This window comes from Bacillus sp. B25(2016b), from assembly GCF_001679765.1.
GTDB lineage: Bacteria > Bacillota > Bacilli > Bacillales > Bacillaceae_G > Bacillus_A > Bacillus_A thuringiensis_K.
In genome coordinates this window covers 3,663,877-3,689,852 of the sequence record NZ_CP016285.1, presented here as the reverse complement: position 1 = coordinate 3,689,852, position 25,976 = coordinate 3,663,877, and the positions used below count along the sequence as shown (strand labels likewise).

Below are 25,976 nucleotides of genomic sequence, written 5' to 3'. Positions count from 1 at the left end.
ATGATTACTCCTTCCTTTCCTTATTTTAAACATGCCTATTACTAGTGAAAACTCTATCTCTGATATAAGAGATAGGACAAAAGTGAATGGTGAATCTTGTCCTTTCCCATACAGTGAAAGTTATTCTATAGTAACGATTAGTAGCCGTTAGTTATAGGTATAGTATGAGGAAGAATGGAAAAGAAAATTCATCCGAACAAGTATCCACATGTTTTACTAATATATATATGCAAAGTTTACAAATAAGGTCAGAAAGGGAACGCTTTCTTCACAGATGTTTAATATGTTATACTTTTTTTTAGAATTTGAAAAGTGATATTCAAAATAGGAATATAGAGTGCCAGAAAGGATTTTGACAAATGAATGATAAAATTGTCTTTTTTGATATTGATGGAACGTTATTAGATCATGATAAAAAAATTCCACAATCTACACGAGATGCAGTAAAACAGTTACAAGAGAAAGGTGTACATGTAGCAATTGCGACAGGGCGCGCGCCATTTATGTTCGAAGATATTCGCAAGGAACTTGATATACATAATTATGTTAGTTTTAATGGACAATATGTTGTCTTTGAAGATGAGGTAATATTTGATAATCCGTTACATCCAGATGCTTTACATAAGTTTACTCAGTTTGCAAAACAAGAAGGATATCCACTTGTATACCTTGACCATCAAAATATGAGAGCATCAGTGGAATATCATGATTATGTGAAAGAAGGCTTCGGAAGCTTAAACTTTGAGCATCCAGCATATGAGCCTAATTTTTATGAGGAACGTAATATTTATCAAACACTACTTTTTTGTGAAGTAAATGAAGAGGAAAAGTTTATTAATCATTATCCAGATTTTCATTTTATTCGTTGGCATGCATATTCAATGGACATCATTCCTAATGGTGGTTCTAAGGCAAAAGGAATTGAGAAATATATTGAAAAGTTAGGTTTTAATCGTGATCAAGTGTATGCATTCGGAGATGGCTTAAATGATTTAGAAATGATCGAAGCCGTTGGCACAGGTATTGTGATGGGAAATGGCCATGAAGACTTAAAAAAACTTGCAAATCATGTGACAAAGGATGTTAGTGAAGACGGTATATATCATGGACTAAAGTGGGCTGGATTGCTGTAGGTGAATATGGAACCCATTTCATAATAAAAAGGCGGAAGTTAACTTCCGCCTTTTTATTATCGCTCTAGAGGTTTGGAATCATCAGGAGCGGCAAAAGGATTTTCTTTATTAATATGGTCATAGAACATAACTCCATTTAAATGGTCAATCTCGTGCTGGAATACGATTGCTGGTAAACCTTTTAAACGTAATTTTACTTCTTCTCCGTTAATAGAAGTTGCTTTTACTGTAATTCTTGTATAACGAGGAACATAACCAGGTACTTCGCGGTCTACAGATAGACAGCCTTCACCACCCTGTAAATATGTACGTTCAACAGAATGGCTAATGATTTTTGGATTGAATAATGCATGGCTATATAATGTACCGTCCGCATCGGTTACATGAACTGCAATCATTTTTTTTGAAACACCGATTTGCGGAGCCGCTAATCCGATTCCAGGGCGTAAACTATATTTTTCAGCCATTTCAGGATCTTGGCTATTTATTACGAATTCAATCATTTCTTTTAAGGTAGTTGTATCTTCTTCGCTTGCCGGTAATGACACCTCTTCTGCAACGTTGCGCAAAATAGGATCTCCTTCGCGAATAACATCTTTCATTGTAAGCATATGTAATCTCTCCTTTCCTCTTTAGTCTACCAAAGGAGATGGAAAAAGTCATCGGCAAGAAAGGGAAGGCATTTTGGAAATCGTTCTATTATAGAGTATTTATGTATGTGATAAACAGAAAAAGACGGCAAAGCCGTCTTTTTCTTTCCATAGTTGTTTCGTTTTACATTAGCGAATGCAAGCAGCACCAACGATAATTAAAAGAATAAACAACACAACGATTAAGGCGAAGCCGCGTCCAGATCCGCCACAAGAACCGCCATAACCGTAGGAAGGATATGAACAAGTTGGATAGCAATATGAGTATCCGTACATGAGATGACCTCCTTTATCATTTCCCGCTAATACTGCGGTTACTATAATGTATGGAAGAGAGGGTGGAAATGTATAGGTATTTACCTAAAAAAGGAAGAGTAGTTTGTATATTTTTGTTACGAAGAGAGAAAAACTAAAGAGAATTAAATCGTTTACATATTATTCTAAGAGAAAAAATAAGTGAAAAAGGGAATAATATAACAGTAGGTCAATGCTTACTAATACAGATGTAAAAAATAAAAACACGTTTGTGTAGTAGAAACCTGCATATTATTTATAAAAAAACGTATTCAAAGTAATTGACATCGTAATTAGAATAGTTGTAAACTAAAAAACGTGATCAAGATTGTATTAATATGTTTCTGAAAAAACATTAGTACAGATTGTTAGGTACACAAAATTATTCTCAACCGACAGACAAACATGTTGGTTTACATCGTTGCGCTTTTTAAACTGGAAAATAGCCAGTGAAAGCGTTTCAGAATATGGTTCAAGAGAGGAAGAGGTGAACGGAATGGGTACTAAAACAAAAAAGACCCTATTTAATGTTGATGAGCAAATGAAAGCTATCGCAGCTCAATTTGAAACATTACAAATTTTAAATGAAAACGGTGAAGTTGTGAATGAAGCAGCTATGCCTGAATTATCTGATGATCAATTAAAAGAATTAATGCGTCGTATGGTGTATACTCGCGTATTAGATCAACGTTCTATTTCTTTAAACCGTCAAGGACGTTTAGGTTTCTACGCACCTACAGCTGGACAAGAAGCTTCTCAATTAGCAAGTCATTTCGCACTTGAAGCAGAAGATTTCATCTTACCAGGATACCGTGATGTACCACAATTAGTATGGCACGGATTACCATTATACCAAGCATTCTTATTCTCTCGTGGACACTTCATGGGTAACCAAATGCCTGAGAATGTAAATGCATTAGCTCCACAAATCATTATCGGTGCGCAAATCATCCAAACTGCTGGTGTTGCGTTAGGTATGAAACTACGTGGTAAAAAATCTGTTGCAATTACTTACACTGGTGACGGTGGTGCTTCACAAGGTGACTTCTACGAAGGTATGAACTTTGCAGGTGCATTTAAAGCTCCAGCAATCTTCGTTGTTCAAAACAACCGTTATGCAATCTCTACTCCAGTAGAAAAGCAATCTGCAGCTAAAACTGTAGCACAAAAAGCAGTAGCAGCAGGTATTTACGGAATTCAAGTAGACGGTATGGATCCACTAGCTGTATACGCAGCGACTGCTTTCGCTCGTGAGCGCGCAGTAAATGGCGAAGGCCCTACTTTAATCGAGACTTTAACATTCCGTTACGGTCCACATACAATGGCTGGTGATGACCCAACTCGTTACCGTACAAAAGATATCGAAAACGAATGGGAACAAAAAGACCCAATCGTACGCTTCCGTAAGTTCTTAGAAGCTAAAGGCCTATGGTCTCAAGAAGTTGAAGAGACAGTAATCGAAGAAGCAAAAGAAGATATCAAACAAGCAATTGCTAAGGCTGACCAAGCTCCAAAACAAAAAGTAACTGATTTAATGGAAATCATGTACGAAAAAATGCCTTACAACTTAGCTGAACAATATGAAATCTACAAAGAAAAGGAGTCGAAGTAAGCCATGGCTCAAATGACAATGATTCAAGCAATCACTGATGCTTTACGCGTTGAAATGAAAAATGACCCTAACGTACTTGTATTTGGTGAAGACGTTGGTGTAAACGGCGGTGTATTCCGTGCTACTGAAGGTTTACAAGCTGAATTTGGTGAAGATCGTGTAATGGATACTCCACTTGCAGAGTCTGGTATTGGTGGACTTGCAGTTGGTCTTGCACTTGAAGGATTCCGTCCAGTTCCAGAAATCCAATTCTTCGGTTTCGTTTATGAAGTAATGGATTCAATTTCTGGTCAATTAGCTCGTATGCGTTACCGTTCTGGTGGACGTTGGACTGCTCCAGTAACAGTTCGTTCTCCATTCGGTGGTGGTGTTCATACTCCTGAACTACATGCTGATAGCTTAGAAGGATTAGTGGCTCAACAACCTGGTCTAAAAGTTGTTATTCCATCTACTCCATACGACGCTAAAGGTCTTTTAATCTCTGCGATTCGTGACAACGATCCAGTTATCTACTTAGAGCATATGAAATTGTACCGTTCATTCCGTCAAGAGGTACCAGAAGGTGATTACACAATTGATTTAGGCAAAGCTGATATCAAACGTGAAGGTACAGATGTATCTGTTATCGCTTACGGCGCTATGGTTCACGCTGCATTAAAAGCTGCTGAAGAACTTGAAAAAGAAGGTATCTCTTTAGAGGTTGTTGACTTACGTACAGTTCAACCATTAGATATCGAAACAATCATCGCTTCTGTTGAAAAAACAGGTCGCGTAGTTGTAGTTCAAGAAGCTCAAAAACAAGCTGGTATTGCAGCTAACGTTGTAGCGGAAATTAACGACCGTGCAATCTTAAACTTAGAAGCTCCAGTTGTACGTGTTGCAGCTGCTGATACAGTATTCCCATTCTCTCAAGCAGAGAGCGTATGGTTACCAAACCACAAAGATATTGTTGAAGCTGTAAACAAAGTAATGAACTTCTAATTTTTAGCTTTTCATGTGCAAAAGAAATCAGCACATGCTGGTTTCTTTTGTACATATTCCATAATAATGAAATGAATCAGGGGGCTGAATTCCGTGGCATTTGAATTTAAACTACCAGATATCGGTGAAGGTATCCACGAAGGTGAAATCGTAAAATGGTTTATTAAACCAGGCGATGAAGTAAACGAAGACGATGTACTTCTTGAAGTACAAAATGATAAAGCAGTAGTAGAAATCCCTTCTCCTGTTAAAGGTAAAGTACTTGAAGTACTTGTAGAAGAAGGAACAGTTGCAATCGTAGGAGATACATTAATTAAATTTGATGCTCCTGGATACGAAAACCTTAAATTTAAAGGTGACGATCATGATGAAGCTCCAAAAGCTGAAGAAGCAGCAGTAGAAGCTCCAGCAGCGGAAGCTACTCCAGCAGCAACTGCAGAAGTAGTAAATGAGCGCGTAATCGCTATGCCATCTGTTCGTAAATACGCTCGTGAAAAAGGTGTAGACATTCATAAAGTAGCTGGTACTGGTAAGAATGGCCGTATCGTAAAAGCTGACATCGATGCATTTGCAAATGGTGGACAAACTGTAGCAGCAACTGAGGCTCCAGCAGCAGTAGAAGCTACTCCAGCAGCAGCGAAAGAAGAAGCACCAAAAGCACAACCAATCCCAGCTGGTGAATATCCAGAAACTCGTGAGAAAATGAGTGGTATCCGTAAAGCGATTGCGAAAGCAATGGTTAACTCTAAACACACAGCTCCTCACGTAACATTAATGGACGAAGTAGATGTAACAGAACTTGTTGCTCACCGTAAGAAGTTCAAAGCAGTAGCAGCTGACAAAGGTATTAAATTAACTTACCTTCCGTACGTTGTTAAAGCTTTAACATCTGCATTACGTGAATACCCAATGTTAAACACTTCTTTAGATGATGCATCTCAAGAAGTAGTTCATAAACATTACTTCAACATCGGTATCGCAGCTGATACAGACAAAGGTCTATTAGTACCAGTTGTTAAAGATACAGATCGTAAGTCTATCTTCACAATTTCTAACGAGATCAATGATCTTGCTGGTAAAGCACGTGAAGGTCGTCTAGCTCCAGCTGAAATGAAAGGTGCTTCTTGCACAATTACAAACATTGGTTCTGCAGGTGGACAATGGTTCACTCCAGTTATCAACCACCCAGAAGTAGCAATCCTTGGTATCGGCCGTATCGCTGAAAAACCAGTTGTGAAAAACGGTGAGATTGTTGCAGCTCCAGTATTAGCATTATCTCTAAGCTTTGACCATCGTTTAATTGACGGTGCAACTGCTCAAAAAGCGTTAAACCAAATTAAACGTCTATTGAATGACCCACAATTATTAGTAATGGAGGCGTAATAACAATGGTAGTAGGAGATTTCCCAATTGAATTAGATACAGTCGTTGTTGGTGCAGGTCCTGGTGGATACGTTGCGGCAATTCGTGCAGCACAATTAGGTCAAAAGGTAGCAATCATTGAAAAAGCTAACCTTGGTGGCGTATGCTTAAACGTTGGATGTATTCCTTCAAAAGCGTTAATCAATGCAGGTCATCGTTATGAGAATGCAATGCATTCTGATGACATGGGTATTACTGCAGAAAACGTAAAAGTTGACTTTACAAAAGTTCAAGAATGGAAAAACGGCGTAGTTAAGAAATTAACTGGCGGTGTTGAAGGCCTTCTTAAAGGTAACAAAGTTGAAATCATTCGCGGTGAAGCTTACTTCGTAGATGCTAATACATTACGCGTTATGACTGAAGATGCAGCTCAAACTTATACGTTTAAAAATGCTGTTCTTGCAACTGGTTCTACACCAATCGAAATTCCAGGATTCAAATACTCTAAACGTGTTATCAACTCTACAGGTGCTTTAAGCTTACCTGAAATTCCTAAAAAACTTGTTGTAATCGGCGGCGGTTACATCGGTATGGAATTAGGTACTGCATATGCTAACTTCGGTACAGAAGTTACTGTAGTAGAAGCTGGCGATGAAATCTTAGCTGGTTTCGAAAAAGCTATGAGCTCTGTTGTTAAACGTGCTCTACAGAAAAAAGGTAACGTAAATATCCATACAAAAGCTATGGCTAAAGGCGTTGAAGAAACAGAAACTGGCGTAAAAGTTAGCTTTGAAGTTAACGGTGAAATCCAAACTGTAGAAGCAGATTACGTATTAGTAACTGTAGGTCGTCGTCCAAACACTCAAGAAATCGGTCTTGAGCAAGTTGGAGTTAAAATGACTGACCGCGGCATCATCGAAATCGATGAGCAATGTCGTACAAATGTACCAAACATCTATGCAATCGGTGATATCGTTCCTGGACCACCATTAGCTCACAAAGCTTCTTACGAAGGTAAAGTAGCTGTAGAAGCAATTAGTGGCCATGCATCAGCTATCGATTACATCGGAATTCCTGCAGTATGCTTCACTGATCCAGAATTAGCATCTGTTGGTTACACTAAAAAACAAGCTGAAGAAGCTGGAATGACTGTAACTGTATCTAAGTTCCCATTCGCTGCTAACGGTCGTGCATTATCATTAAACAGCACTGACGGTTTCCTACAACTTGTAACACGTAAAGAAGATGGTCTTCTTGTAGGTGCTCAAGTTGCAGGTGCAGGTGCTTCTGATATTATCTCTGAGATTGGTTTAGCTATCGAAGCTGGAATGACAGCTGAAGATATCGCTCAAACAATCCATGCTCACCCAACATTAGGTGAAATCACAATGGAAGCAGCTGAAGTTGCTCTTGGAATGCCAATTCACATTGTAAAATAATTAAGTAATGTAAATAGCCCCTCTCTTATTGTAAGAGAGGGGCTATTTTTATTTTCATCAAATGACCTGCAAGGTCTTTAAACGTACTTGTCGAATGAATATATAATACTTTAACAAATGATTCAGGCGTAACTTACTTCAAAGGTAATGTATATCATCCTATAATATGTAATTGATTCAAACTTAACCCCATATATTAATAAAATAGAGCATGTCAAAGGAGAAGGTTCCATGAAAATATTACATGTTATATTTTATCATTTACTACTATGGAGTGGCTTTTCCACTGTATTAACATTATCGAATGGTGATAAGTTTCATTATAAAGTTATTCTTTTTTTCGTATTCCTATATCTAGCCTATGTAATAGCATATTTTGTATTGCACGTGAGAAAGCAAGCTTTATTTCTTACATGTTCAAATTGTATACTATTTTTAATCATATTATCTATTTTTTAAATTAGCGTTTATAAAAATACATTGTTCTTCCATTAAATAATTGTAACTCTCCTTCTAATTTCTTCGCTAAAAAACGGCAAAATTCATTTGCTTTCCCTTTGTCACCAAATGTTGCATTAGGTGGTAAAGAAACTTGGATGAAAGATTGTTCATTTTCTATACCAACACCAATATAAATTGAGTCATAGCGGTCGTGATTGGATTGAAGTTTTAATGTTGTTGTAGATGTATCTAAAATTTCATAAGGAAAAGCGGTATTTGTATACGTGTAATTAATTTGGGCACCAGTTTTAGAAGTAACTGTTTTATAATAATGAAAAAGTTGTTTTATATCATCTATTGAAACTGATTGTTGGTTGGATTTAGGTACAAGCGTAATAAAGGCGTGTTGCATATAAGTTCCCCCTAACTTAGTAGAATACTATCATTCTACATCCTACTGAATTTTTTGACAATTAAAAGGAGTATTACATGTTTTGTTTAATATACTAGTAATGAAACGTGATATAGAAAGGTGGAAACCAATGTTTGAAAAATTGTATGATGAGCATGAAAGTGTGAAGGTACGATTTTTAGGGTTTATGACACATGATACACGTTATGATTTTGGTGTTATTTATACAAATATGTTTTTTGGAAAGCCGCTCATTGTTTGTATGCAAACAGGAAGGTCTACTTTACTCGGACGAGATGATGTAGAGAATGTTCAATATATACAGGAGATTTTTAAATTAGGATCAGAAGAGGAAGCAAAGGAGTTAGCTCAGTTTTTCAAATTTCTAGTTCCGTCAACTTCTTTACATGCGGAATATGAAGAATAATTAATGTGAAACAGTCGTACTTATAAATATGGCTGTTTTTTCATTTGAATATTGCATACTAATTTAAATTGAAAATATTTAATGTGTTATACTAAAAACCTATTGACGTAAAAAGTATAACATATTAAAATAAAGACAGAAAGTTAAGCGGTTACAAAAAAGTTTTTGGGATTATAAACTTAGGGGGAAATGAAAAATGGGAACAATCGTATGTCAAGATTGTGAAGGTACAATTGCACACTTCGAAGATGAGAAAGTAACAGTACTTTACGGGAAATGTGGATCTTGCGGATGTGATCACACAGAGCATACAAAAGCCCAATAATTGATAGGAAATGGACAGCTAAAAGTTTTTAGGACCATAAACTTAGGGGGAAATGAAAATGGGAACAATCGTATGCCAAGTATGTGAAGGAACAATCGGACATTTTGAAGATGAGAAAACGACAGTACTTTACGGAAAATGTGGAACAAATTGTGACTGTGCTAGAAAAGATAATGCGAAAGCTTAATGATAAATAAATAGATTACTATTAAAACTCAGGGGGAAATGAAAATGGGAACAATCGTATGCCAAGTATGTGAAGGAACAATTGGACATTTTGAAGATGAAAAATCAACAGTACTATACGGGAAATGTGGATCTCATTGCGAATGTGACCATAAAGAACATACAAAAGCTTAATAATAAGAAAAAGCGCCTACATGTGTAGGCGCTTTTTTAATAAATTGTAGTTGTATGACCAACTGTTGCAACGATTGCATCATCCCTAATCGGAATAAAGCTTATGGAGGTCTGTGGTGTACTAGAAGAAGCGTATTGGCTCATTATACGACTATCGATACGGGTAATAGTATCGGTCAAGAAAGCTGAAATAAAAGCGTAAGGAACTCGTCGTTCATTTAATGAATAAATAATTTCTTCTTTTGTTTTTACACCTACGCCATGTCCGTAAAAAAAGAAATTTCCTAAATAGATTGTGTTTTCTCCTTGCCACTCAATCGTAGCTGGATTCACTTGTGGGTTTTTAAAGTAAACGAGGTCACCTGGAACAAGATCGCCACCGTTTTTTGTTATGAGTCTTAGATCTTGATCGTAGTCCCATGTGTAAAGTAAAAGGTTTGCAAATAGACGATTGAAAGTTTCTTCCTCATACAATGATAATAAAGCTTTATAAAAAATAATGATCATAGCGGTTGCGCATTCAGTTCCATATAGTTTTCCGTTTTTGAAAATATCTTGTATGGCAATAGAAGGTGGTATGTTTGGAAGAAGCTCGAATCCTCCAAGGGATGTTCTTTTCCAATACTGGGGGTTGCAAAAGGATTGTTGAAATGTACGAAACTGAAAACCACTTTGAAAAAGCTCTAGTGAAGAGATAATAATATTAACTCGTAAATTGAGATCAAAGCTGAGTTCATCAGCTGTTCGGAAGGAATAAACTTCTTGATTTCCTGCCATTATTGATAAAATTTGTTGTTTCTCTGCTGCAAATGGCTCATATTCATTTGTAATATAAGGATGTACAATAGAACGGCCTATTACAATCATAATAGTATCCCCACCTATACGTTACATTCTTTAGTATCGTATGAAGAAAAGGAGAAAAGGTGAAAAAAAAGCCTATCAACTGATAGGCTTGTACTCTTTAATAACACGTAATGTTTGTAATGTCATATCTTCAGGACCTTGTACAGGTAAACCTGCTTCTAAGTTTTTACGAATATACTCTAAGTTTTCTTGTGTAATAATTTCCCCCGGAGTAAAGATTGGAATCCCTGGCGGATAAACCATAACAAAATCAGCTATAATACGCCCCGCTGCATTTTCAAATGGAATGACTTCTGTTTCCGAATAAAAAGCATCTCGGGGAGAAAGTGCTAGCACTGGAATTTCTGGAATCTCTACTTGTACTTGAACACCTTTATCTGCCCTATTTCTAAATGTTGCTGCTAAATCTTGTAATGCTGCAATAAGTGTATTTGTATCACTTTCTGTATCTCCCAAAGTGATAAGACATAGTATGTTGTATAGATCTGAGAGTTCTACTTCAATGTTATATTGCTCTCTAAGCCATACTTCAGCTTGGTGGCCGGTAATACCTAAATCTTTTATAGATACAATTATCTTTGTAGGATCATAGTTAAAGGTAGCATCTGTACCTAACATTTCTTTTCCAGGACAGTAAAGATGCTCAATAGAATTTATAGCATCACGAACATGTTCAGCTAATTGTATTGTTTGTTCTATGAGTGCTGTTCCTTCTGTAGCAAGACGTTTTCTCGCAACATCAAGGGATGCTAACAAGATATAAGAAGTTGATGTAGTCGTAAGCATGCTAATAATAGATTGGACATGTTTTACATTCACCAAGCCTTCTTTCACATTAAGAATAGAACTTTGAGTTAAAGAGCCTCCTAATTTGTGAACACTTGTTGCTGCCATATCTGCCCCAGCTTGCATCGCTGACATCGGCAATTCATCGTGAAAATGAATATGAACACCATGAGCCTCGTCAACTAGTACAGGGATGTCATAAGAATGTGCTAATTGTACAATCTGTTCTAAGTCTGCAGCAAACCCAAAGTACGTTGGGTTAATAACAAGTAAGCCCTTTGCATCTGAGTGCTCTTCAAGTGCTTTTTTGACAGATTGAATTGTGATTCCATGAGAAATACCGAGCTTCGGATCGATTTCAGGATGCATGAAAATTGGTTTTGCACCTGAGAAAATAATAGCTGACATTACTGATTTATGCACGTTTCGTGGTACTAGGATTTTGTCACCAGGACCGCAAACGCTCATCACCATTGTCATAATAGCGCCACTTGTACCTTGAATAGAAAAGAAAGTATGATCTGCACCGAATGCAGCGGCTGCTAAATCCTGTGCTTCTTTAATCATACCTTTTGGATGATGTAAATCATCGAGTGGCGCAATATTAATTAAATCAATTGCTAATGCATTATGCCCAATAAATTCGCGAAATGTAGGATCCATGCCCTGTCCTTTTTTATGACCAGGAATATGGAATTGAATTGGATTTCGCTTACTGTGCTCAACTAAAGCGGTAAACAATGGTGTTTCGTATTGGGACAATCTATACACCCCTTCTTCTTCATAATATTTAGTGTAATTTGTTTTATATAATCCTGCTCTAAAAAAGTTTAGTCTTTTTTAGAATAAGGCTTGTTTTTCTGCCATTCAAAAAATCGTTTTTGAGATGGTAGCTTCACTTTATTTTCTATAAAACAAAAGCATTATATCACCAATAATTATAGATGTATAGAAAAAAATGTTTTTAAGGTGAGTATGTTTAATAGTTAGCCTCAACTAATGAATAGAGGAAGACAATTCCATTAAAATGAATAAATAGTGTATAATGCAGAGTGGCTATAATGAAGAATAAAATATTCTCTTTAAGATAGCATAATGAAACAAGAAGAAATGATAAATGAGGTGCGAAATGGAATATCAATATCCGTTAGATTATGATTGGTCAAATGAGGAAATGGTTACAATTGTTAAGTTTTATGAAGCGATTGAGAAAGCTTATGAAAAAGGGATTGTAAGAGAAGAATTAATGGGTTTATATCGTCGTTTTAAAGAGATTGTTCCATCGAAAGCAGAAGAAAAGAAAATTGATAAAGAATTTCAAGAAGTAAGTGGATACTCTATATATCGTGCTATTCAAAGGGCAAAAGAAGTCGAAGAACAAAAGCTTGTAAAAATGTAAAAAATATTTTGAAAAATAAAAACTGAAGTGATATAATGTGATAACAACTAAAAACGGACAATATAAATTGTCCGTTTTCTACTATCGATTACAAAGTGCATATAAAGGAAGGAGTGATTGCATCGTAGATTCAATCTTAGCAAGGAATTGTTCGTTGGTCATTGCTGAAAACTCCTCTGGTGATATATGAATACCAACTAATAATTCTGCTTTTTTTACAGTAGCTAGTCGTTCAATCATCTTTTGTAAGTCTTCGGTTTCAAGTGTTTTATGTAATTTCACACTTGGTTTAGTATGGTCAATGGACCAAACGAAGTCATTTGGCATATTTGTTTTTAAATCATTTAAATGTTCTAAGAAGGCATGAGCCGTCTCAACTTTTTGTGGACACTCATAGATTAAACCAAAGTATATGAAGGCATGAGTACCCCATAAGCCGATTTGGAAATGCGGTAGCATTTTATATCCTCGTTTATTTGTTGAAAAAGCAACCCAAGTATCGTTTGGTGGATTGACTTTGCGGCGTGCGTGTTTTGCAACATGATAAAAAAAGTTCTCATCAGTTTGTTTGGATAAGTATTCTGCAAATTGTTCCCCTAAAGCTTCTAGCTTAGGATGAATGTTCGTTTTAATTGCACTCATTCGTTCTTCGAGACCATCAACTGTAAAGACATCAAAATCAGTTGACTTGAATGTTTGTATTGTCATGATTGTTCCTCCAACTCCTATTTTGCTTTTATTTTAGCATAGCTTGTACTATTCATAAAAAAAACAGCACAAAAAAATTTAAATAAAAAAATATAATTTTGTTGCATAGATGATTTATCCAACATAGTATAGTATAAAACAAAAAATCAGAAAATTGAATTAATTCTAGTCCGAGGGCAGACGAATATTGGGAGGAGGCAAATAATATGAGACAGGTGATTAATGCGTTAAAGAGAACAGATGCTGAAAAGAGAATACCGGTGCTACGTTTGGAGCTAGATTATGAATTAGCAACTTTATATGATGCGATGATGGAAGATGATAAACAGAAAAAAGAAGAGTGTGTACAAAAGTTAGAAGTGTTAAGACTTGAAATGATTCGTTTAGAAGCGTAATAATAGTATATGTATAAAAAATTAGTTGGTGCGAACCTTATAAAGGGTTCGTTTTTTCTGTGAACAGTATAGATCGGAGTGTTTAAACATGCAAGAAGTATGGAAAGACATTGATGCACACGCCAAACGGTGGATTCGGGATGCAGGAGAGCATTTAATGGCATCAATGAAAAAAGCACTTATTATAGAAACAAAATCAAATGCAGCTGACTTAGTTACAAATATGGACCGAGAGATAGAACAGTTTTTAATTGGGAAAATTAAAGAAACATTCCCGAATCATAGTATTTTAGGAGAAGAGGGTTATGGAGACGAGATAACGTCTTCTGACGGGGTTGTTTGGTTAATTGATCCAATTGACGGCACGATGAACTTTGTTCATCAAAAAAGAAATTTTGCGATTTCAATTGGGATTTATGAGAACGGTATCGGAAAGATTGGACTTATATATGATCCAGTGCATGATGAACTATATCATGCAGTCAAGGGATCTGGAGCTTTTTGTAATGATATATCAATTCCTCCATTGAAAAAAGGAACTGTAGAGGAAGGTATTGTAGCTTTAAATGCGATATGGCTTACAGATAATCCATTGCTTAATATGGAAAGTATGATGGCACTTGTTAAGAAAGCAAGGGGCACAAGATCATATGGCTGTGCAGCGTTAGAGATGGTATACGTTGCAACAGGAAGAATAGATGCATATATAACGCCGAGATTATCACCATGGGATTTTGGCGGAGGACAGATAATTGTAGAAGAAGTTGGAGGTAAGGTGACGACATTCTCTGGAGCGCCACTTTCTATCATAGAGAAGAGCAGTGTGTTAGTTGCAAAACCAGGAGTGTATGAAGAAGTGTTATCGTTTATATGAGAGCAACAAAAAAAGTAAGAGGCTGTGTATAAGCTTCTTACTTTTTAGCGTTATTGTGATTTGCGCATTTTTCTTTTTGTTACAAAACCGTATCCAACTGTAACAAATGTGCCGATAATGCAAATAATAATACCGATTGGACTATTTTCAGCAATCATAATGCCGATACCGATTAAGAAAATAACACCGATAATTGCAGTTAATAAAAAGCGATATTGAATGTGTTCCATTTCTTCACCCTCCAATCTCATTTTACTTTCACAAAAGTAAGAATACAACTATATTTTCATTCTTGCTTTTATTTTAATTGCTATTGTATCCCCTTCGCTCTTATAATAGAGAAGGATTAAAAAGACATTAGGAGTTGGACATGTTGAAAAAACGACAAGATTTACGTAATATAGCAATTATTGCCCACGTTGACCATGGTAAAACAACACTTGTTGACCAGTTATTACGTCAAGCGGGGACTTTCCGTGCGAACGAACACGTTGAAGAACGCGCAATGGATTCAAATGATCTAGAAAGAGAACGCGGTATTACAATTTTAGCGAAAAATACAGCGATTCACTATGAAGATAAAAGAATTAACATTTTAGATACACCTGGTCACGCTGACTTCGGTGGAGAAGTAGAACGTATCATGAAAATGGTTGATGGTGTTTTACTTGTTGTTGATGCATATGAAGGTTGTATGCCACAAACACGATTTGTTTTAAAGAAAGCTCTTGAGCAAAACTTAACTCCAATCGTAGTTGTAAACAAAATTGACCGTGACTTCGCTCGTCCAGATGAAGTAGTTGATGAAGTAATCGACTTATTCATTGAGCTTGGTGCAAACGAAGATCAATTAGAGTTCCCAGTTGTATTTGCATCAGCAATGAACGGAACAGCAAGCTTAGATTCAAACCCAGCAAATCAAGAAGAGAATATGAAATCATTATTTGATACAATTATCGAACATATTCCAGCACCAATTGATAACAGCGAAGAGCCACTTCAATTCCAAGTAGCACTTCTTGATTACAACGACTACGTTGGACGTATTGGAGTTGGTCGCGTATTCCGCGGTACAATGAAGGTTGGACAACAAGTTGCTTTAATGAAAGTAGACGGAAGCGTGAAGCAATTCCGCGTAACGAAATTATTCGGTTACATGGGATTAAAACGACAAGAAATTGAAGAAGCAAAAGCAGGGGACTTAGTAGCCGTTTCTGGTATGGAAGACATTAACGTAGGTGAAACAGTATGTCCAGTTGAACATCAAGATGCGTTACCATTATTACGTATTGATGAGCCAACACTACAAATGACGTTCCTTGTAAATAATAGCCCATTTGCAGGTCGTGAAGGTAAATACATTACATCTCGTAAAATTGAAGAGCGTCTTCGTTCACAATTAGAAACAGATGTAAGTTTACGTGTAGATAATACAGATTCTCCTGATGCGTGGATCGTATCTGGACGTGGGGAACTACATTTATCTATCTTAATTGAAAACATGCGTCGTGAAGGTTATGAATTACAAGTATCTAAGCCAGAAGTAATCATTAAAGAAGTTGATGGCGTAAGATGTGAGCCTGTAGAGCGTGTACAAATCGATGTACCTGAAGAATACACTGGTTCTATTATGGAATCTATGGGTGCACGTAAAGGTGAAATGTTAGATATGGTGAATAACGGAAACGGTCAAGTTCGCCTTACTTTCATGGTTCCAGCACGTGGTTTAATTGGTTACACAACAGAATTCTTAACATTAACTCGTGGTTACGGTATTTTAAACCATACATTCGATTGCTACCAACCAGTACACGCTGGACAAGTTGGTGGACGTCGTCAAGGTGTTCTAGTTTCACTTGAAACAGGAAAAGCATCACAATACGGTATTATGCAAGTTGAAGACCGTGGTGTAATCTTCGTTGAACCAGGTACAGAAGTATATGCTGGTATGATTGTAGGAGAACACACTCGTGAGAACGACTTAACAGTTAACGTTGTGAAAATGAAACAACAAACTAACATTCGTTCTGCGACGAAAGATCAAACTTCAACAATGAAGAAACCACGCCTAATGACTTTAGAAGAATCATTAGAGTACTTAAACGATGACGAGTTCTGTGAAGTAACTCCAGAATCAATTCGTCTACGTAAAAAGATTCTTGATAAGAGTGAGCGCGAAAGAGCTGCTAAGAAAAAGAAATCTGTTGAAGCGTAAAAATAAAAAAACAACGACCTTTATAAAGGTCGTTGTTTTTTTATTTTGTTTATTTTTTAGAATATTTACTCATTTTTGTGGACAGTATTTTTTTTGCGAGTTACTCTTGTATTAAGTATATAAAGAAAATTGCATTTTACTGCTAGGGGGGAAGAGTGTGTTAGAAAGGATGTCTTTTTTTGCAAAATTGTGTAAGGTAGATGAAAATCCAGAGTTAGGAATGTGGTTACTTTATGGGACGATTATTATATTAAGTGGTCTCGTTTATAATTTAGGATTTGCTAGAAAGTTGTCTGTACTAAAAAATATTGTGATATACATATCATTAGCAATTGGATGTACAGTATTAACCTTTTTTGCTGTGTTTTTACCTGTTGGAGAAGGACTAGTTGTAGCGGCAATTGTACTTGGAATTTATAGATTGCGTTTGCGTCAAGCGAAACAACAAAAAGCAGGCTGAGGAAGGGGAGTTTTCATGCGTTCAGTACAAGATGCACTATATAATTGGTTAACAATTAAAACAGTTGCGGAAGCACGTCCAAATGATAGTGCTGCAAAAGAAACATATTTGTTATTTCAAAATATGATATATGAAGAACATAAATTAAGAAATGTGGAAGTCGAAAAGAACGAGGAAATGTATTTAATTACATATGAAATAAATGGAGAACGGAAATCTGCAAGGTTTCCGTTAGAAGCCATTGATTGTTTTTTGGATCAGATGAATCGTGAACCAGAAAAATATAAATAAGTCCTTATCTATATGAGTAAGGACTTATTTACATTTTACCAATCATCTTCGATTTTTTTATCACGATATAATCGGAAATTACCACTTGCATGACGTTCCATTGTACGCTCTGCAATTCGTTCCGAACATTCCATGCACATATATGTATGAATAGGGCGATTACGCAGTTTTTTTGCCATAGGATTTTCATCATCTAACATATCTTTTTTATCACAAATCATACATTTGACTCTCATTTCGTCACCTCAATACGAATTCTATCAGTATAAGTATATCATGGAAGTATAATGTTTTTGAATAATAGCGGGAAAAAATAATATTTTCGCAATTCAAAAAATAAGTTATGATAAGGATATACCAAGTATGTTTGGAGGTGAAAATATGGCGAATGTAGTAGAGCCTACCTTAACAGAGGATTTAGTACAAACGTTGCGTAAAGAGTGTATTGTTATGATAGCAACGACAGATTTCGAAAAACAAGTTCCTAACGTAAGTGCTATTTCTTGGGTGTATGCAGTGAGTAAAACTAGTATTCGATTTGCAGTAGATCAACGTTCACGTATTGTGGAAAATATACGTCATAATACAGGTGTGGTATTGACTATAATGGCGAATGAATCCGTATTTTCTATAAGTGGTGCAAGTGAAATTTTGACAGATAGAATGGAAGGTATTTCTCTAAAATTAACTGTAATAGAAGTAAATGTGCAAGAAGTGCGTGATGTTATGTTTTATGGAGCGAAACTTGCAATTGAACCAACATATGAAAAAACATATGATCTTCGGGCAGCGAAAAAGCTGGATAATGAAGTGTTAGTAGGGATAAGAGAATTATAAAGATGCTAAATAGGAAATTCGTTTATTCACTTTTGTAATCGGTTATTGTGATTTAACGTTAATAATTATAATAAAAAGTAATATATTGAATAGAAATGAATAAAGAATAAATAAAAGGTTTAATGACTATGATTTTCGATTCTACCTCGTTTACACGGTACATATAATTATAACAATGGTTCGTCCATATTTTATGGATGAAACCCTTGTTCTACAAATTTAAAAGTGGAGTCAGGGGGTAACAGGTTGGATAAAATTTATGTGTTAGATACGAATGTACTTTTGCAGGATCCTTTATCTATTTTTTCATTTGAAACCAATGAAGTAGTGATTCCAGCAGTTGTATTAGAAGAGGTTGATTCGAAAAAACGTTATATGGATGAAGTAGGACGAAACGCTCGTTATGTATCTAAGTTAATAGATAAATTTCGTGAAATAGGAAAGCTGCATGAAAGTATCCCGCTAGAAAACGGCGGAACATTTCGTATTGAATTGAACCATCGTTCATTTGTGCAACTACAAGATATTTTTGTAGAAAAAACAAATGATAATCGAATTTTAGCTGTAGCAAAAAATCTATCTTTAGAAGAACAGGAAAAAGAGGACGGGAAGTCTGTTATTTTAGTAAGTAAAGATGTACTCGTAAGGGTAAAAGCTGATGCAATTGGTTTGAAGGCTGAAGATTATTTAAGTGATCGCGTAATTGAAGTAGAAAATATATATTCTGGCTTTTTAGAAGGATATATATCAAAAGAACAATTGGATTATTTTTATGAGAAAGGTGAATTGCCTCTATCTGAAATTGCGAATCATCCTTTTTACCCAAATCAATTTGTAGTAATGAAAGATGCATTGGGAGGCTCTAGTTCTGCGCTTGGCATTGTGGATCACTTAGGTAAAAAGGTAAAGAAACTTATTTTTCACAATGAACAAGTGTGGGGGATACGACCACGAAACGTGCAGCAAATTATGGGATTAGAATTGTTGCTTCGTGAAGATATTCCGCTTGTAACGTTAACGGGGAAAGCCGGCACAGGAAAAACGTTACTTGCGTTAGCTTCGGGACTTATGCAAACAGAAGACTTAGGATTATATAAAAAATTACTTGTGGCAAGACCAATTGTTCCAGTCGGAAAAGATATCGGTTATTTACCAGGAGAAAAAGAAGAAAAGTTAAGACCATGGATGCAGCCAATTTTTGATAACCTAGAGTATTTATTTAATACGAAAAAGCCAGGAGAGTTAGATGCTATTTTAGCTGGAATGGGTTCGATTGAAGTAGAAGCCCTTACTTATATACGCGGGAGAAGTATTCCAGATCAGTTCATTATCATTGACGAAGCACAAAATTTAACAAAGCATGAAGTGAAAACGATATTAACTAGGGTAGGGGAAAAGAGTAAGATTGTATTGATGGGAGATCCTCAGCAAATTGATCACCCATATTTAGATGAATATAATAATGGCTTAACGTATGTTGTAGAGAAGTTTAAAGAACAGCGTATTAGTGGTCATGTGAAGTTTGTTAAAGGGGAGCGATCTAATTTAGCTCAACTAGCAGCAGATTTATTGTAAAAAGGAGTGAGCTTAAGCTCACTCCTTTTCTTTAAATAATTGTAAATTTACGGATGTTACGGATTGGATTTTGTCTATTAGATCCATCATTGTAATATAGATGAACAGGTCCATCCTCTTTTAATGGCTTCCCTTCTTTTGAAAAACCAAGAATAGCATTTTCGACAGTTTCTAATGGAAGTATTAATGTTTGTTCTACTGTTTCAATTTCAACTTGCGTAGCGTCCTCTAAAATTTCAGCGTTAGCAAGGAATGGATGAAGTGGTATACCAAATGTTCCAGTAATCAGCTGTTCTTTTTTATATTTCTTCACACTTTGCTGTATTGGGGGAAAAGCGGCACCATCACGGATTTCGCGATCCCAATGTTCTGAAGTGTTTTTTAAATAAGTTTCTAGTTCAGACGTGTTTTCTCTAGTTTCATCAAAGTAAGTTGTCAAATCTACTTTTCGATCATCAAAGATCCAAACAGTTGGATCAATAGTAATTGGAAAACGTACTTTTCCGTTAATAAATAAAATTTCGCTCATTGTTGTTCCCCCATTTGTGTTATACTCCCACTTTTCAGTATAATAGTATTAGACACTGTTGTCACAAAAAATGTTTCTATTGCAATTTATTAAAACTATCGCTAATATTAATAGATAGGATATAGGAGAGTAGGACGGAAACGGAGGGAATCAATTTGGCGTCTGAGACAGTAGCAAATCATCAGGAAAAGGCACTAGCCCTTCTACAAGCGGATGCAGAGAAGATTTTAAGACTTATTAAGGTGCAAATGGACCATCTTACAATGCCGCAATGTCCATTATATGAAGAAGTGTTAGACACACAAATGTTTGGACTATCCCGCGAGGTCGATTTTGCAGTTCGCCTTGGTCTTATTGCAGAAGAACAAGGGAAAGCAATGTTAGGTGAGCTCGAACGTGAGTTATCTGCACTTCATGAAGCGTTTACAAACAAACAACAATAACGGGTTCAAATAAGGGGGCTCAAACTAAATTAGTTTGAGCTTTTTATTTGTATAATAAAGCAGGAAGAATCAATGTACATATGGAATACAACAATAATTAAATTGAAACAGAAAGAGGAAATGAAATGAAAAAAGTATGGAAATCAATGGATTATTCATTATTACTTCCTCTTGTTATCTTATGTGTGCTGGGAGTAATAATGGTATATAGTTCTAGTTCCATTGTTGCGATTTCGAGGCATAACTGGCCGGCAAATTACTTTTTTAAAAAACAATTAATAACTTTAGCTATCGGAACGGTATTGTTAGTGATTGTAGCTTCGTTACCTTATAAGTTTTGGAGGAAACGAATAATTTTATCGGCGATGGGGCTAGGGAGTATTGCTTTACTAGCAGCAGCCTTGATTTTTGGTAAGGAAATAAATGGTGCAAAAGGTTGGATATTAGGTATACAGCCCGCTGAATTTGTTAAACTATCGATTATTATTATATTAGCTCGCTTTTTTGCAAGGAGACAAGAGACAAATACACCTGTTTTTAAAGGGTCGGGACTTACACTTGGTTTTGTTGGAATGGCAATGTTTTTAATTTTAAAGCAAAATGATTTAGGTACCGATTTGTTAATTGCAGCAACAGTAGGGATTATGTTTCTTTGTTCAGGAGTACGGATTAATTTATGGATTAAACGAATTGTTTTAACTTCTATAGTATGGATTCCAGCTCTATATTTTTTGGCTAATTATAAATTAAGTGGATACCAAAAGGCACGTTTTTCAGTTTTCCTTGATCCATTCAATGATCCTCAAAATGATGGATTCCAATTAGTAAATTCTTTTATTGGAATTGCTTCAGGAGGGCTTAATGGTAGAGGATTAGGAAATAGTGTGCAAAAATATGGTTATTTACCAGAACCGCAAACGGATTTTATAATGGCAATTATATCTGAAGAACTTGGTTTTATAGGTGTAGCTATCATTTTAATCTGTTTATTACTAATTATTATTCGGTCATTTAGAGTTGCACAAAAGTGTACAGATCCATTTGGAAGTTTAATAGCAATCGGAATTGCAAGTTTAATAGGAGTACAAACTTTTGTTAATGTTGGTGGTATGTCTGGATTAATACCGCTTACGGGAGTACCTTTACCGTTTATTAGTTATGGCGGGAGTTCCTTAATAGCTAATCTACTTGCAATGGGAATACTACTCAATATTGCTAGTCACGTGAAACGACAAGAGAAACAACAGAATGGTGTAATGAAAGAAAGAGAACAAAATGGACCACATCTTGTAGTTGTAAAATAAAAACACATTGTGCTTAGAGCATGATGTGTTTTTTATTTTTAAGTAGTTTTAAATGTGATGTATTAATATATCTTTCAGTTAAAAAATATATCACATTAAGTTTAATGTGATATACAATTAAGTTGTTAGAAAAGGAGGAGGTATGCTATACTATTTTTGTGAAACAAATTGTACAGAAAACTTATCATTTGTTAAAAAATAAGGTATGATGGATAAAAATAAAGTGAAGCTTTCTAAGTATAATATAATGTGGAAAGTGAAGAACTTCACGCTTTTTAAGGTGTGTATATTTTATCTCTAGAGTGGTAGGAAAGTAGAGGGGGAAAATCATGACAAAGCTGCAACGTATTCAAAAAGTATTGGTAGCTAACCGTGGAGAGATTGCAATTCGTGTGTTTCGAGCTTGTTCGGAACTAGGATTAAAAACAGTTGCAATCTATTCTAAAGAGGATAGTGGTTCTTATCATCGCTATAAAGCCGATGAGTCCTATTTAGTTGGGGAAGGAAAAAAACCAATTGATGCTTATCTAGATATTGAAGGCATTATTGAGATTGCAAAAAGTAATCATGTAGATGCAATCCACCCTGGATATGGTTTCTTGTCAGAAAATATTCAATTCGCGAAACGTTGCGAAGAAGAAGGAATTATCTTTATCGGTCCAAAAAGTAAGCATTTAGATATGTTTGGAGATAAAGTGAAAGCAAGAACACAAGCGCAGCTAGCACAAATTCCAGTTATACCTGGTAGTGATGGTCCAGTAGATTCATTAGAAGAAGTCGAAAAATTTGCTGGAAAGTATGATTACCCGATTATTATTAAAGCGTCCCTTGGTGGTGGCGGTCGTGGTATGCGTATTGTGCGTACTAGTGAGGAATTAGGAGAATCATATAATCGAGCGAAATCAGAAGCGAAAGCAGCCTTTGGTAATGATGAAGTTTACGTCGAAAAATTCGTTGAAAAACCTAAACATATAGAAGTACAAATTTTAGCAGATGAAGAAGGCAATGTTGTTCATTTATACGAGCGTGACTGTTCTGTACAACGTCGTCATCAAAAAGTTGTAGAAATAGCACCGAGTGTATCACTTTCAGATGATTTGCGTCAGCGTATTTGTGATGCTGCTGTGAAGTTAACGAAAAATGTAAACTATTTAAATGCAGGAACAGTAGAATTCCTTGTAAAAGATGATGAGTTTTACTTTATTGAAGTAAATCCACGTGTTCAAGTAGAACATACGATTACAGAAATGATTACAGGAGTAGATATCGTTCAATCACAAATTTTAATAGCTGATGGACATTCATTACATAGCAAAATGGTAGGTGTGCCGAAGCAAGAGGAAGTAGTTGTGCATGGATTTGCAATTCAATCTCGTGTAACAACTGAAGATCCGCTAAATAATTTTATGCCGGATACAGGAAAAATTATGGCGTATCGATCAGGCGGTGGTTTTGGTGTGCGTCTTGATACAGGAAATAGCTTCCAAGGTGCAGTTATTACACCGTACTACGATTCTTTACTTGTAAAAGTTACAACTTGGGCACTTACTTTTGGGCAAGCTGCTGCAAAAATGGAACGTAACTTAAAAGAATTCCGTATTCGTGGTATTAAAACAAATATTCCATTCTTAGAGAATGTAGTAAAACATAAAAACTTCTTATCAGGGGAATATGATACGTCGTTTATTGACGCGTCACCGGAACTGTTCTTGTTCCCGAAACGTAAAGACCGTGGAACAAAAATGTTAAATTATATTGGCACAGTAACAGTAAATGGTTTCCCAGGAGTAGGGAAAAAAGAAAAACCAATATTCCCAGATGCTCGTATTCCATGTTTAAAACATTCAGAGCCAATTCAAAATGGAACGAAACAAATTTTGGACGAGCGTGGAGCAGACGGATTAGTAAAATGGGTACAGGATCAAAAACGTGTACTTTTAACGGATACAACATTCCGTGATGCACACCAGTCATTACTTGCAACTCGTATTCGTACAAAAGATTTACATCAAATTGCGGAGCCAACAGCGAGAATGTTACCGAACCTATTCTCAGCGGAAATGTGGGGCGGTGCAACGTTTGATGTTGCGTATCGTTTCTTAAAAGAAGATCCATGGGAACGATTACTAGATCTTCGTGAAAAAATGCCGAACGTGTTATTCCAAATGTTACTTCGTTCTTCAAACGCAGTTGGATACAAAAACTATCCAGATAATTTAATCCAAAAATTTGTGGAATGTTCTGCTCAAGCTGGCATTGATGTATTCCGTATTTTTGATAGCTTAAACTGGGTGGAAGGCATGAGAGTTGCAATTGATGCTGTACGAGACACTGGTAAAATTGCAGAAGCAACAATGTGCTACACAGGAGATATTCATGATCCACTGCGTAGTAAATATGATTTAAATTACTATAAAAATTTAGCAAAAGAGTTAGAAGCATCAGGAGCTCATATTTTAGGTATTAAAGATATGGCGGGCTTACTAAAACCAAATGCAGCATATGATTTAGTTTCTGCATTAAAAGAGACAGTGTCGATTCCAATTCATCTGCACACGCACGATACGAGTGGAAATGGTATATTAACGTATACGAAGGCAATTGAAGCAGGTGTTGATATCGTCGATGTAGCAGTGAGTTCTATGGCTGGTCAAACGTCACAACCAAGTGCGAACACGCTATACTATGCGTTAGGCGGAAACGAAAGACAACCAGATGTTAATATAGATTCTTTAGAAAAACTATCTCATTATTGGGAAGATGTACGCAAATACTATGCACCGTTTGAAAGTGGTATGAATGCGCCTCATACAGAGGTATATATGCATGAAATGCCGGGTGGGCAGTATAGTAATCTTCAGCAACAAGCGAAAGCGGTTGGTTTAGGAGATCGTTTCGATGAAGTGAAAGTAATGTACCGCCGTGTGAATGACATGTTTGGAGATATTGTAAAAGTAACGCCATCATCAAAAGTTGTTGGTGATATGGCATTATTTATGGTTCAAAACCATCTGACAGAACAGGATGTTTTAGAGCGTGGGCATGCGATGGACTTCCCAGGGTCTGTTGTTGAAATGTTCTCGGGTGATTTAGGTCAACCGTACGGTGGTTTCCCGAAAGAATTACAAAAGATTATTTTAAAAGGAAAAGAGCCATTAACAGTAAGACCAGGTGAATTACTAGAGCCAGTAGACTTTGAAGCGTTAAAAGAAGAATTATTCCATAAAATTGGACGCGAAGTAACGATTTTTGATGTAGTTGCATATGCTTTATATCCAAAAGTATTTATGGACTATGAAAAAGTTGCTGAGCTTTATGGAAATGTATCTGTACTTGATACACCGACGTTCTTCTATGGTATGAGACTAGGTGAAGAAATTGATGTAGAAATTGAACAGGGTAAGACATTGATGGTTAAACTTGTATCAATTGGAGAACCACAGCCGGATGGACACCGTGTTCTTTACTTGGAATTTAACGGTCAACCACGTGAAATTATCGTGAAAGACGAGAGTGTAAAAGCAACAGTTGCACAACGTGTGAAAGGAAACCGTGAGAATCCAAATCATATTAGTGCAACGATGCCAGGAACGGTAATTAAAGTAGTTGTAAAAGAAGGCGATGAAGTGAAAAAAGGCGATTCTATGGCAATTACAGAAGCGATGAAAATGGAAACGACAGTTCAAGCGCCGTTTAATGGTAAAGTGAAAAAAGTATATGTTAACGATGGTGATGCAATTCAAACAGGTGATTTACTTATTGAATTAGATCACTAAAATAAGAAAAGAGCTGTGTAAATACAGCTCTTTTCTTATTGCAAAAAATCCCTTGCCGAATTGGCAAGGGATTTTAGTTTT

30 protein-coding genes are annotated in these 25,976 nt (G+C 36.0%); 21 read left to right on the top strand and 9 right to left on the bottom strand.

What is annotated here, in order from left to right:
* The first annotated feature begins 359 nt into the window (after positions 1-359).
* The gene (locus BAQ53_RS18680; protein ID WP_000998267.1) at positions 360-1,133 is read left to right on the top strand and encodes a Cof-type HAD-IIB family hydrolase; all 774 of its coding nucleotides are present in this window, start codon (positions 360-362) and stop codon (positions 1,131-1,133) included.
* A gap of 56 nt (positions 1,134-1,189) precedes the next feature.
* Here BAQ53_RS18680 and def read toward each other — a convergent pair whose 3' ends face one another.
* Both def and BAQ53_RS18670 read right to left on the bottom strand, forming a co-directional pair.
* Positions 1,190-1,744 (bottom strand): peptide deformylase, encoded by a 555-nt coding sequence (gene def, locus BAQ53_RS18675; RefSeq protein ID WP_000957048.1) that lies wholly within the window; start codon positions 1,742-1,744, stop codon positions 1,190-1,192.
* 168 nt (positions 1,745-1,912) lie between these two features.
* Positions 1,913-2,059: a YjcZ family sporulation protein gene (locus tag BAQ53_RS18670; protein ID WP_000274562.1), complete on the bottom strand. Its 147-nt coding sequence runs from the start codon at positions 2,057-2,059 to the stop codon at positions 1,913-1,915.
* Positions 2,060-2,573: 514 nt separating this feature from the next.
* Between BAQ53_RS18670 and pdhA the strand changes: the two genes are divergently transcribed.
* From pdhA to BAQ53_RS18645, 5 genes are all read left to right on the top strand, one after another.
* The gene (gene pdhA, locus BAQ53_RS18665; protein ID WP_000536895.1) at positions 2,574-3,689 is read left to right on the top strand and encodes a pyruvate dehydrogenase E1 component subunit alpha; all 1,116 of its coding nucleotides are present in this window, start codon (positions 2,574-2,576) and stop codon (positions 3,687-3,689) included.
* 3 nt (positions 3,690-3,692) lie between these two features.
* Positions 3,693-4,670, top strand: coding sequence for a pyruvate dehydrogenase complex E1 component subunit beta (pdhB, locus tag BAQ53_RS18660; protein WP_000068168.1), 978 nt, complete (start codon positions 3,693-3,695; stop codon positions 4,668-4,670).
* A 93-nt stretch (positions 4,671-4,763) separates the two neighbouring features.
* Complete coding sequence (gene pdhC, locus BAQ53_RS18655) at positions 4,764-6,053, top strand: pyruvate dehydrogenase complex dihydrolipoyllysine-residue acetyltransferase (protein ID WP_000863419.1); 1,290 nt, start codon at positions 4,764-4,766, stop codon at positions 6,051-6,053.
* A gap of 5 nt (positions 6,054-6,058) precedes the next feature.
* Entirely contained in the window at positions 6,059-7,471 is a 1,413-nt protein-coding gene (gene lpdA, locus BAQ53_RS18650; RefSeq protein ID WP_000260108.1) for a dihydrolipoyl dehydrogenase, read from the top strand.
* 231 nt (positions 7,472-7,702) lie between these two features.
* On the top strand, positions 7,703-7,930 hold the full coding sequence (locus tag BAQ53_RS18645; protein ID WP_000697469.1) for a hypothetical protein: 228 nt from the start codon (positions 7,703-7,705) through the stop codon (positions 7,928-7,930).
* A gap of 1 nt (position 7,931) precedes the next feature.
* On the opposite strand, the gene BAQ53_RS18640 is transcribed toward BAQ53_RS18645, so the two are convergent.
* On the bottom strand, positions 7,932-8,324 hold the full coding sequence (locus BAQ53_RS18640) for a DUF1885 family protein (protein ID WP_001163299.1): 393 nt from the start codon (positions 8,322-8,324) through the stop codon (positions 7,932-7,934).
* A 130-nt stretch (positions 8,325-8,454) separates the two neighbouring features.
* Here BAQ53_RS18640 and BAQ53_RS18635 point away from each other — a divergent pair, with 130 nt between their 5' ends.
* The 4 genes from BAQ53_RS18635 (at position 8,455) to BAQ53_RS18620 (ending at position 9,436) form a co-directional block, all read left to right on the top strand.
* Positions 8,455-8,751, top strand: coding sequence for a DUF3055 domain-containing protein (locus BAQ53_RS18635; protein WP_000462038.1), 297 nt, complete (start codon positions 8,455-8,457; stop codon positions 8,749-8,751).
* Positions 8,752-8,947: 196 nt separating this feature from the next.
* A complete protein-coding gene (locus tag BAQ53_RS18630) occupies positions 8,948-9,076 on the top strand; it encodes a GapA-binding peptide SR1P (RefSeq protein ID WP_000536778.1) in 129 nt (42 codons plus the stop codon).
* A gap of 58 nt (positions 9,077-9,134) precedes the next feature.
* Positions 9,135-9,263: a GapA-binding peptide SR1P gene (locus tag BAQ53_RS18625; protein ID WP_000536803.1), complete on the top strand. Its 129-nt coding sequence runs from the start codon at positions 9,135-9,137 to the stop codon at positions 9,261-9,263.
* A gap of 44 nt (positions 9,264-9,307) precedes the next feature.
* The gene (locus BAQ53_RS18620) at positions 9,308-9,436 is read left to right on the top strand and encodes a GapA-binding peptide SR1P (RefSeq protein ID WP_000536796.1); all 129 of its coding nucleotides are present in this window, start codon (positions 9,308-9,310) and stop codon (positions 9,434-9,436) included.
* A 36-nt stretch (positions 9,437-9,472) separates the two neighbouring features.
* On the opposite strand, the gene BAQ53_RS18615 is transcribed toward BAQ53_RS18620, so the two are convergent.
* Positions 9,473-10,303 (bottom strand): protein-glutamine gamma-glutamyltransferase, encoded by an 831-nt coding sequence (locus BAQ53_RS18615; RefSeq protein WP_000635343.1) that lies wholly within the window; start codon positions 10,301-10,303, stop codon positions 9,473-9,475.
* Positions 10,304-10,378: 75 nt separating this feature from the next.
* The gene (gene speA, locus BAQ53_RS18610) at positions 10,379-11,851 is read right to left on the bottom strand and encodes an arginine decarboxylase (protein WP_208906163.1); all 1,473 of its coding nucleotides are present in this window, start codon (positions 11,849-11,851) and stop codon (positions 10,379-10,381) included.
* 367 nt (positions 11,852-12,218) lie between these two features.
* On the opposite strand from speA, the gene BAQ53_RS18605 reads away from it, so the two are divergent.
* A complete protein-coding gene (locus BAQ53_RS18605) occupies positions 12,219-12,488 on the top strand; it encodes a UPF0223 family protein (protein WP_000456557.1) in 270 nt (89 codons plus the stop codon).
* An 81-nt stretch (positions 12,489-12,569) separates the two neighbouring features.
* Here BAQ53_RS18605 and BAQ53_RS18600 read toward each other — a convergent pair whose 3' ends face one another.
* Positions 12,570-13,196 carry a YktB family protein gene (locus tag BAQ53_RS18600; protein WP_208906162.1) on the bottom strand — a complete coding sequence of 209 codons (627 nt, stop codon included), beginning with the start codon at positions 13,194-13,196 and terminating at the stop codon, positions 12,570-12,572.
* A 206-nt stretch (positions 13,197-13,402) separates the two neighbouring features.
* Here BAQ53_RS18600 and BAQ53_RS18595 point away from each other — a divergent pair, with 206 nt between their 5' ends.
* Both BAQ53_RS18595 and BAQ53_RS18590 read left to right on the top strand, forming a co-directional pair.
* Positions 13,403-13,591: a hypothetical protein gene (locus BAQ53_RS18595; RefSeq protein ID WP_001250164.1), complete on the top strand. Its 189-nt coding sequence runs from the start codon at positions 13,403-13,405 to the stop codon at positions 13,589-13,591.
* Positions 13,592-13,679: 88 nt separating this feature from the next.
* Positions 13,680-14,465, top strand: coding sequence for an inositol monophosphatase family protein (locus BAQ53_RS18590; protein ID WP_001158708.1), 786 nt, complete (start codon positions 13,680-13,682; stop codon positions 14,463-14,465).
* A 50-nt stretch (positions 14,466-14,515) separates the two neighbouring features.
* On the opposite strand, the gene BAQ53_RS18585 is transcribed toward BAQ53_RS18590, so the two are convergent.
* Positions 14,516-14,695: a DUF5325 family protein gene (locus tag BAQ53_RS18585; protein WP_000400127.1), complete on the bottom strand. Its 180-nt coding sequence runs from the start codon at positions 14,693-14,695 to the stop codon at positions 14,516-14,518.
* Positions 14,696-14,835: 140 nt separating this feature from the next.
* Between BAQ53_RS18585 and typA the strand changes: the two genes are divergently transcribed.
* The 3 genes from typA (at position 14,836) to BAQ53_RS18570 (ending at position 17,431) form a co-directional block, all read left to right on the top strand.
* Positions 14,836-16,680, top strand: coding sequence for a translational GTPase TypA (gene typA, locus BAQ53_RS18580; protein WP_000914762.1), 1,845 nt, complete (start codon positions 14,836-14,838; stop codon positions 16,678-16,680).
* A gap of 157 nt (positions 16,681-16,837) precedes the next feature.
* A complete protein-coding gene (locus BAQ53_RS18575) occupies positions 16,838-17,140 on the top strand; it encodes a YlaH-like family protein (protein WP_000893665.1) in 303 nt (100 codons plus the stop codon).
* Between the two features lie 15 nt (positions 17,141-17,155).
* A complete protein-coding gene (locus BAQ53_RS18570; protein ID WP_001258154.1) occupies positions 17,156-17,431 on the top strand; it encodes a hypothetical protein in 276 nt (91 codons plus the stop codon).
* Positions 17,432-17,466: 35 nt separating this feature from the next.
* On the opposite strand, the gene BAQ53_RS18565 is transcribed toward BAQ53_RS18570, so the two are convergent.
* The gene (locus tag BAQ53_RS18565) at positions 17,467-17,667 is read right to left on the bottom strand and encodes a YlaI family protein (RefSeq protein WP_002082250.1); all 201 of its coding nucleotides are present in this window, start codon (positions 17,665-17,667) and stop codon (positions 17,467-17,469) included.
* 145 nt (positions 17,668-17,812) lie between these two features.
* On the opposite strand from BAQ53_RS18565, the gene BAQ53_RS18560 reads away from it, so the two are divergent.
* Both BAQ53_RS18560 and BAQ53_RS18555 read left to right on the top strand, forming a co-directional pair.
* Entirely contained in the window at positions 17,813-18,268 is a 456-nt protein-coding gene (locus tag BAQ53_RS18560; RefSeq protein WP_000024598.1) for a pyridoxamine 5'-phosphate oxidase family protein, read from the top strand.
* 246 nt (positions 18,269-18,514) lie between these two features.
* Positions 18,515-19,843 (top strand): PhoH family protein, encoded by a 1,329-nt coding sequence (locus BAQ53_RS18555; protein WP_000358083.1) that lies wholly within the window; start codon positions 18,515-18,517, stop codon positions 19,841-19,843.
* Positions 19,844-19,874: 31 nt separating this feature from the next.
* Here the strand turns inward: BAQ53_RS18555 and BAQ53_RS18550 are convergent, their stop codons facing one another.
* Positions 19,875-20,372: a hypothetical protein gene (locus BAQ53_RS18550; protein WP_001289812.1), complete on the bottom strand. Its 498-nt coding sequence runs from the start codon at positions 20,370-20,372 to the stop codon at positions 19,875-19,877.
* A 155-nt stretch (positions 20,373-20,527) separates the two neighbouring features.
* Between BAQ53_RS18550 and BAQ53_RS18545 the strand changes: the two genes are divergently transcribed.
* The 3 genes from BAQ53_RS18545 (at position 20,528) to pyc (ending at position 25,895) form a co-directional block, all read left to right on the top strand.
* Complete coding sequence (locus BAQ53_RS18545) at positions 20,528-20,815, top strand: Fpa/YlaN family protein (RefSeq protein WP_000135694.1); 288 nt, start codon at positions 20,528-20,530, stop codon at positions 20,813-20,815.
* 125 nt (positions 20,816-20,940) lie between these two features.
* On the top strand, positions 20,941-22,119 hold the full coding sequence (locus BAQ53_RS18540) for an FtsW/RodA/SpoVE family cell cycle protein (protein ID WP_208906161.1): 1,179 nt from the start codon (positions 20,941-20,943) through the stop codon (positions 22,117-22,119).
* Positions 22,120-22,448: 329 nt separating this feature from the next.
* Positions 22,449-25,895 (top strand): pyruvate carboxylase, encoded by a 3,447-nt coding sequence (gene pyc, locus BAQ53_RS18535; protein ID WP_208906160.1) that lies wholly within the window; start codon positions 22,449-22,451, stop codon positions 25,893-25,895.
* Positions 25,896-25,976: the final 81 nt, after the last annotated feature.

Coding starts and splice junctions, on each gene's coding strand:
- BAQ53_RS18680 (WP_000998267.1), top strand. CDS start 360: ATGAATGATAAAATTGTCTTTTTTGATATTGATGGAACGTTATTAGAT.
- def (WP_000957048.1), bottom strand. CDS start 1,744: ATGCTTACAATGAAAGATGTTATTCGCGAAGGAGATCCTATTTTGCGC.
- BAQ53_RS18670 (WP_000274562.1), bottom strand. CDS start 2,059: ATGTACGGATACTCATATTGCTATCCAACTTGTTCATATCCTTCCTAC.
- pdhA (WP_000536895.1), top strand. CDS start 2,574: ATGGGTACTAAAACAAAAAAGACCCTATTTAATGTTGATGAGCAAATG.
- pdhB (WP_000068168.1), top strand. CDS start 3,693: ATGGCTCAAATGACAATGATTCAAGCAATCACTGATGCTTTACGCGTT.
- lpdA (WP_000260108.1), top strand. CDS start 6,059: ATGGTAGTAGGAGATTTCCCAATTGAATTAGATACAGTCGTTGTTGGT.
- BAQ53_RS18645 (WP_000697469.1), top strand. CDS start 7,703: ATGAAAATATTACATGTTATATTTTATCATTTACTACTATGGAGTGGC.
- BAQ53_RS18640 (WP_001163299.1), bottom strand. CDS start 8,324: ATGCAACACGCCTTTATTACGCTTGTACCTAAATCCAACCAACAATCA.
- BAQ53_RS18635 (WP_000462038.1), top strand. CDS start 8,455: ATGTTTGAAAAATTGTATGATGAGCATGAAAGTGTGAAGGTACGATTT.
- BAQ53_RS18630 (WP_000536778.1), top strand. CDS start 8,948: ATGGGAACAATCGTATGTCAAGATTGTGAAGGTACAATTGCACACTTC.
- BAQ53_RS18625 (WP_000536803.1), top strand. CDS start 9,135: ATGGGAACAATCGTATGCCAAGTATGTGAAGGAACAATCGGACATTTT.
- BAQ53_RS18620 (WP_000536796.1), top strand. CDS start 9,308: ATGGGAACAATCGTATGCCAAGTATGTGAAGGAACAATTGGACATTTT.
- BAQ53_RS18615 (WP_000635343.1), bottom strand. CDS start 10,303: ATGATTGTAATAGGCCGTTCTATTGTACATCCTTATATTACAAATGAA.
- BAQ53_RS18605 (WP_000456557.1), top strand. CDS start 12,219: ATGGAATATCAATATCCGTTAGATTATGATTGGTCAAATGAGGAAATG.
- BAQ53_RS18600 (WP_208906162.1), bottom strand. CDS start 13,196: ATGACAATACAAACATTCAAGTCAACTGATTTTGATGTCTTTACAGTT.
- BAQ53_RS18595 (WP_001250164.1), top strand. CDS start 13,403: ATGAGACAGGTGATTAATGCGTTAAAGAGAACAGATGCTGAAAAGAGA.
- BAQ53_RS18590 (WP_001158708.1), top strand. CDS start 13,680: ATGCAAGAAGTATGGAAAGACATTGATGCACACGCCAAACGGTGGATT.
- BAQ53_RS18585 (WP_000400127.1), bottom strand. CDS start 14,695: ATGGAACACATTCAATATCGCTTTTTATTAACTGCAATTATCGGTGTT.
- typA (WP_000914762.1), top strand. CDS start 14,836: ATGTTGAAAAAACGACAAGATTTACGTAATATAGCAATTATTGCCCAC.
- BAQ53_RS18570 (WP_001258154.1), top strand. CDS start 17,156: ATGCGTTCAGTACAAGATGCACTATATAATTGGTTAACAATTAAAACA.
- BAQ53_RS18565 (WP_002082250.1), bottom strand. CDS start 17,667: ATGAGAGTCAAATGTATGATTTGTGATAAAAAAGATATGTTAGATGAT.
- BAQ53_RS18560 (WP_000024598.1), top strand. CDS start 17,813: ATGGCGAATGTAGTAGAGCCTACCTTAACAGAGGATTTAGTACAAACG.
- BAQ53_RS18550 (WP_001289812.1), bottom strand. CDS start 20,372: ATGAGCGAAATTTTATTTATTAACGGAAAAGTACGTTTTCCAATTACT.
- BAQ53_RS18540 (WP_208906161.1), top strand. CDS start 20,941: ATGAAAAAAGTATGGAAATCAATGGATTATTCATTATTACTTCCTCTT.
- pyc (WP_208906160.1), top strand. CDS start 22,449: ATGACAAAGCTGCAACGTATTCAAAAAGTATTGGTAGCTAACCGTGGA.